Annotated in this window: 1 protein-coding gene; it reads left to right on the top strand. The window is 53.1% G+C overall.

What is annotated here, in order from left to right; genetic code table 11:
- On the top strand, positions 1-656 hold a 656-nt coding region (locus CBE72_RS20020; protein ID WP_157929121.1), incomplete at its 5' end, for a transposase.
- Positions 657-858 lie beyond the last annotated feature (202 nt).

Below are 858 nucleotides of genomic sequence, written 5' to 3' on the forward strand. Positions count from 1 at the left end.
ATGGTCATCCCTGCACTGGTCGGCAAAACTGGACCGAGGCCTATCGACGCCACCTGGCTGATATCAGCTTTCCACAAAGTGCTACTAAAATCACCTTTCAGCATTACATTCATATCGTTACCGAGCGCTATGAGCGCTTGCAACGGCTGGAATTGGAACTGCAAAGCCTGGCCGAAAGCTGGCGTTGGTACCCACTGGTGCAACGTCTGACGGTACTGCGTGGAGTACGTTTCTTATCCGCTATGACCCTATTGGCGGAACTGGGTGACCTCAGACGCTTTGCTTCTCCGCGTTCACTGATGAACTTTGTCGGTTTGACACCCAGCGAACACTCCAGTGGTCAGCGGGAACGGCGTGGCGGCATTACTAAGTGCGGCAATAGCCACGCCAGACGCATCCTTATTGAATCGGCCTGGGCCTATCGTTTCCCCGCTCGGGTCTCGAGGGAATTGGAAAGTCGCCAACAAGAGCACTCTATCAAACTGCAAACTCGCTCATGGGAAATCCAGCAGCGCCTATGTCGACGCTTTCATGCCTTAAAAGCAAGAGGCAAAGAATACAATAAAGTCGTTACCGCTGTGGCTCGCGAACTGACAGGTTACATTTGGGATTTAGCCCAAGGTTTTGATGCCGATATGCCACAACAAGCGTACTGAATTACATTTAAAAATCACTCTGGCAGCGCCGGACGGCGGCAGCGGTGCGAGCAATCCTCGAGGGCGTTAAGCGGTCACATCCGCGCTCCTAGACTGAGGCAAGGCTCCTGCGGCGAACACAAGTAATGCGAATAACCAAACTCGCGGATATCAGCAAGGTCAACCGCCGACACTTACTCGCCAAAGTCCGACTGTCAGAGTG

The organism is Shewanella carassii (assembly GCF_002777975.1).
Lineage (GTDB): Bacteria > Pseudomonadota > Gammaproteobacteria > Enterobacterales > Shewanellaceae > Shewanella > Shewanella carassii.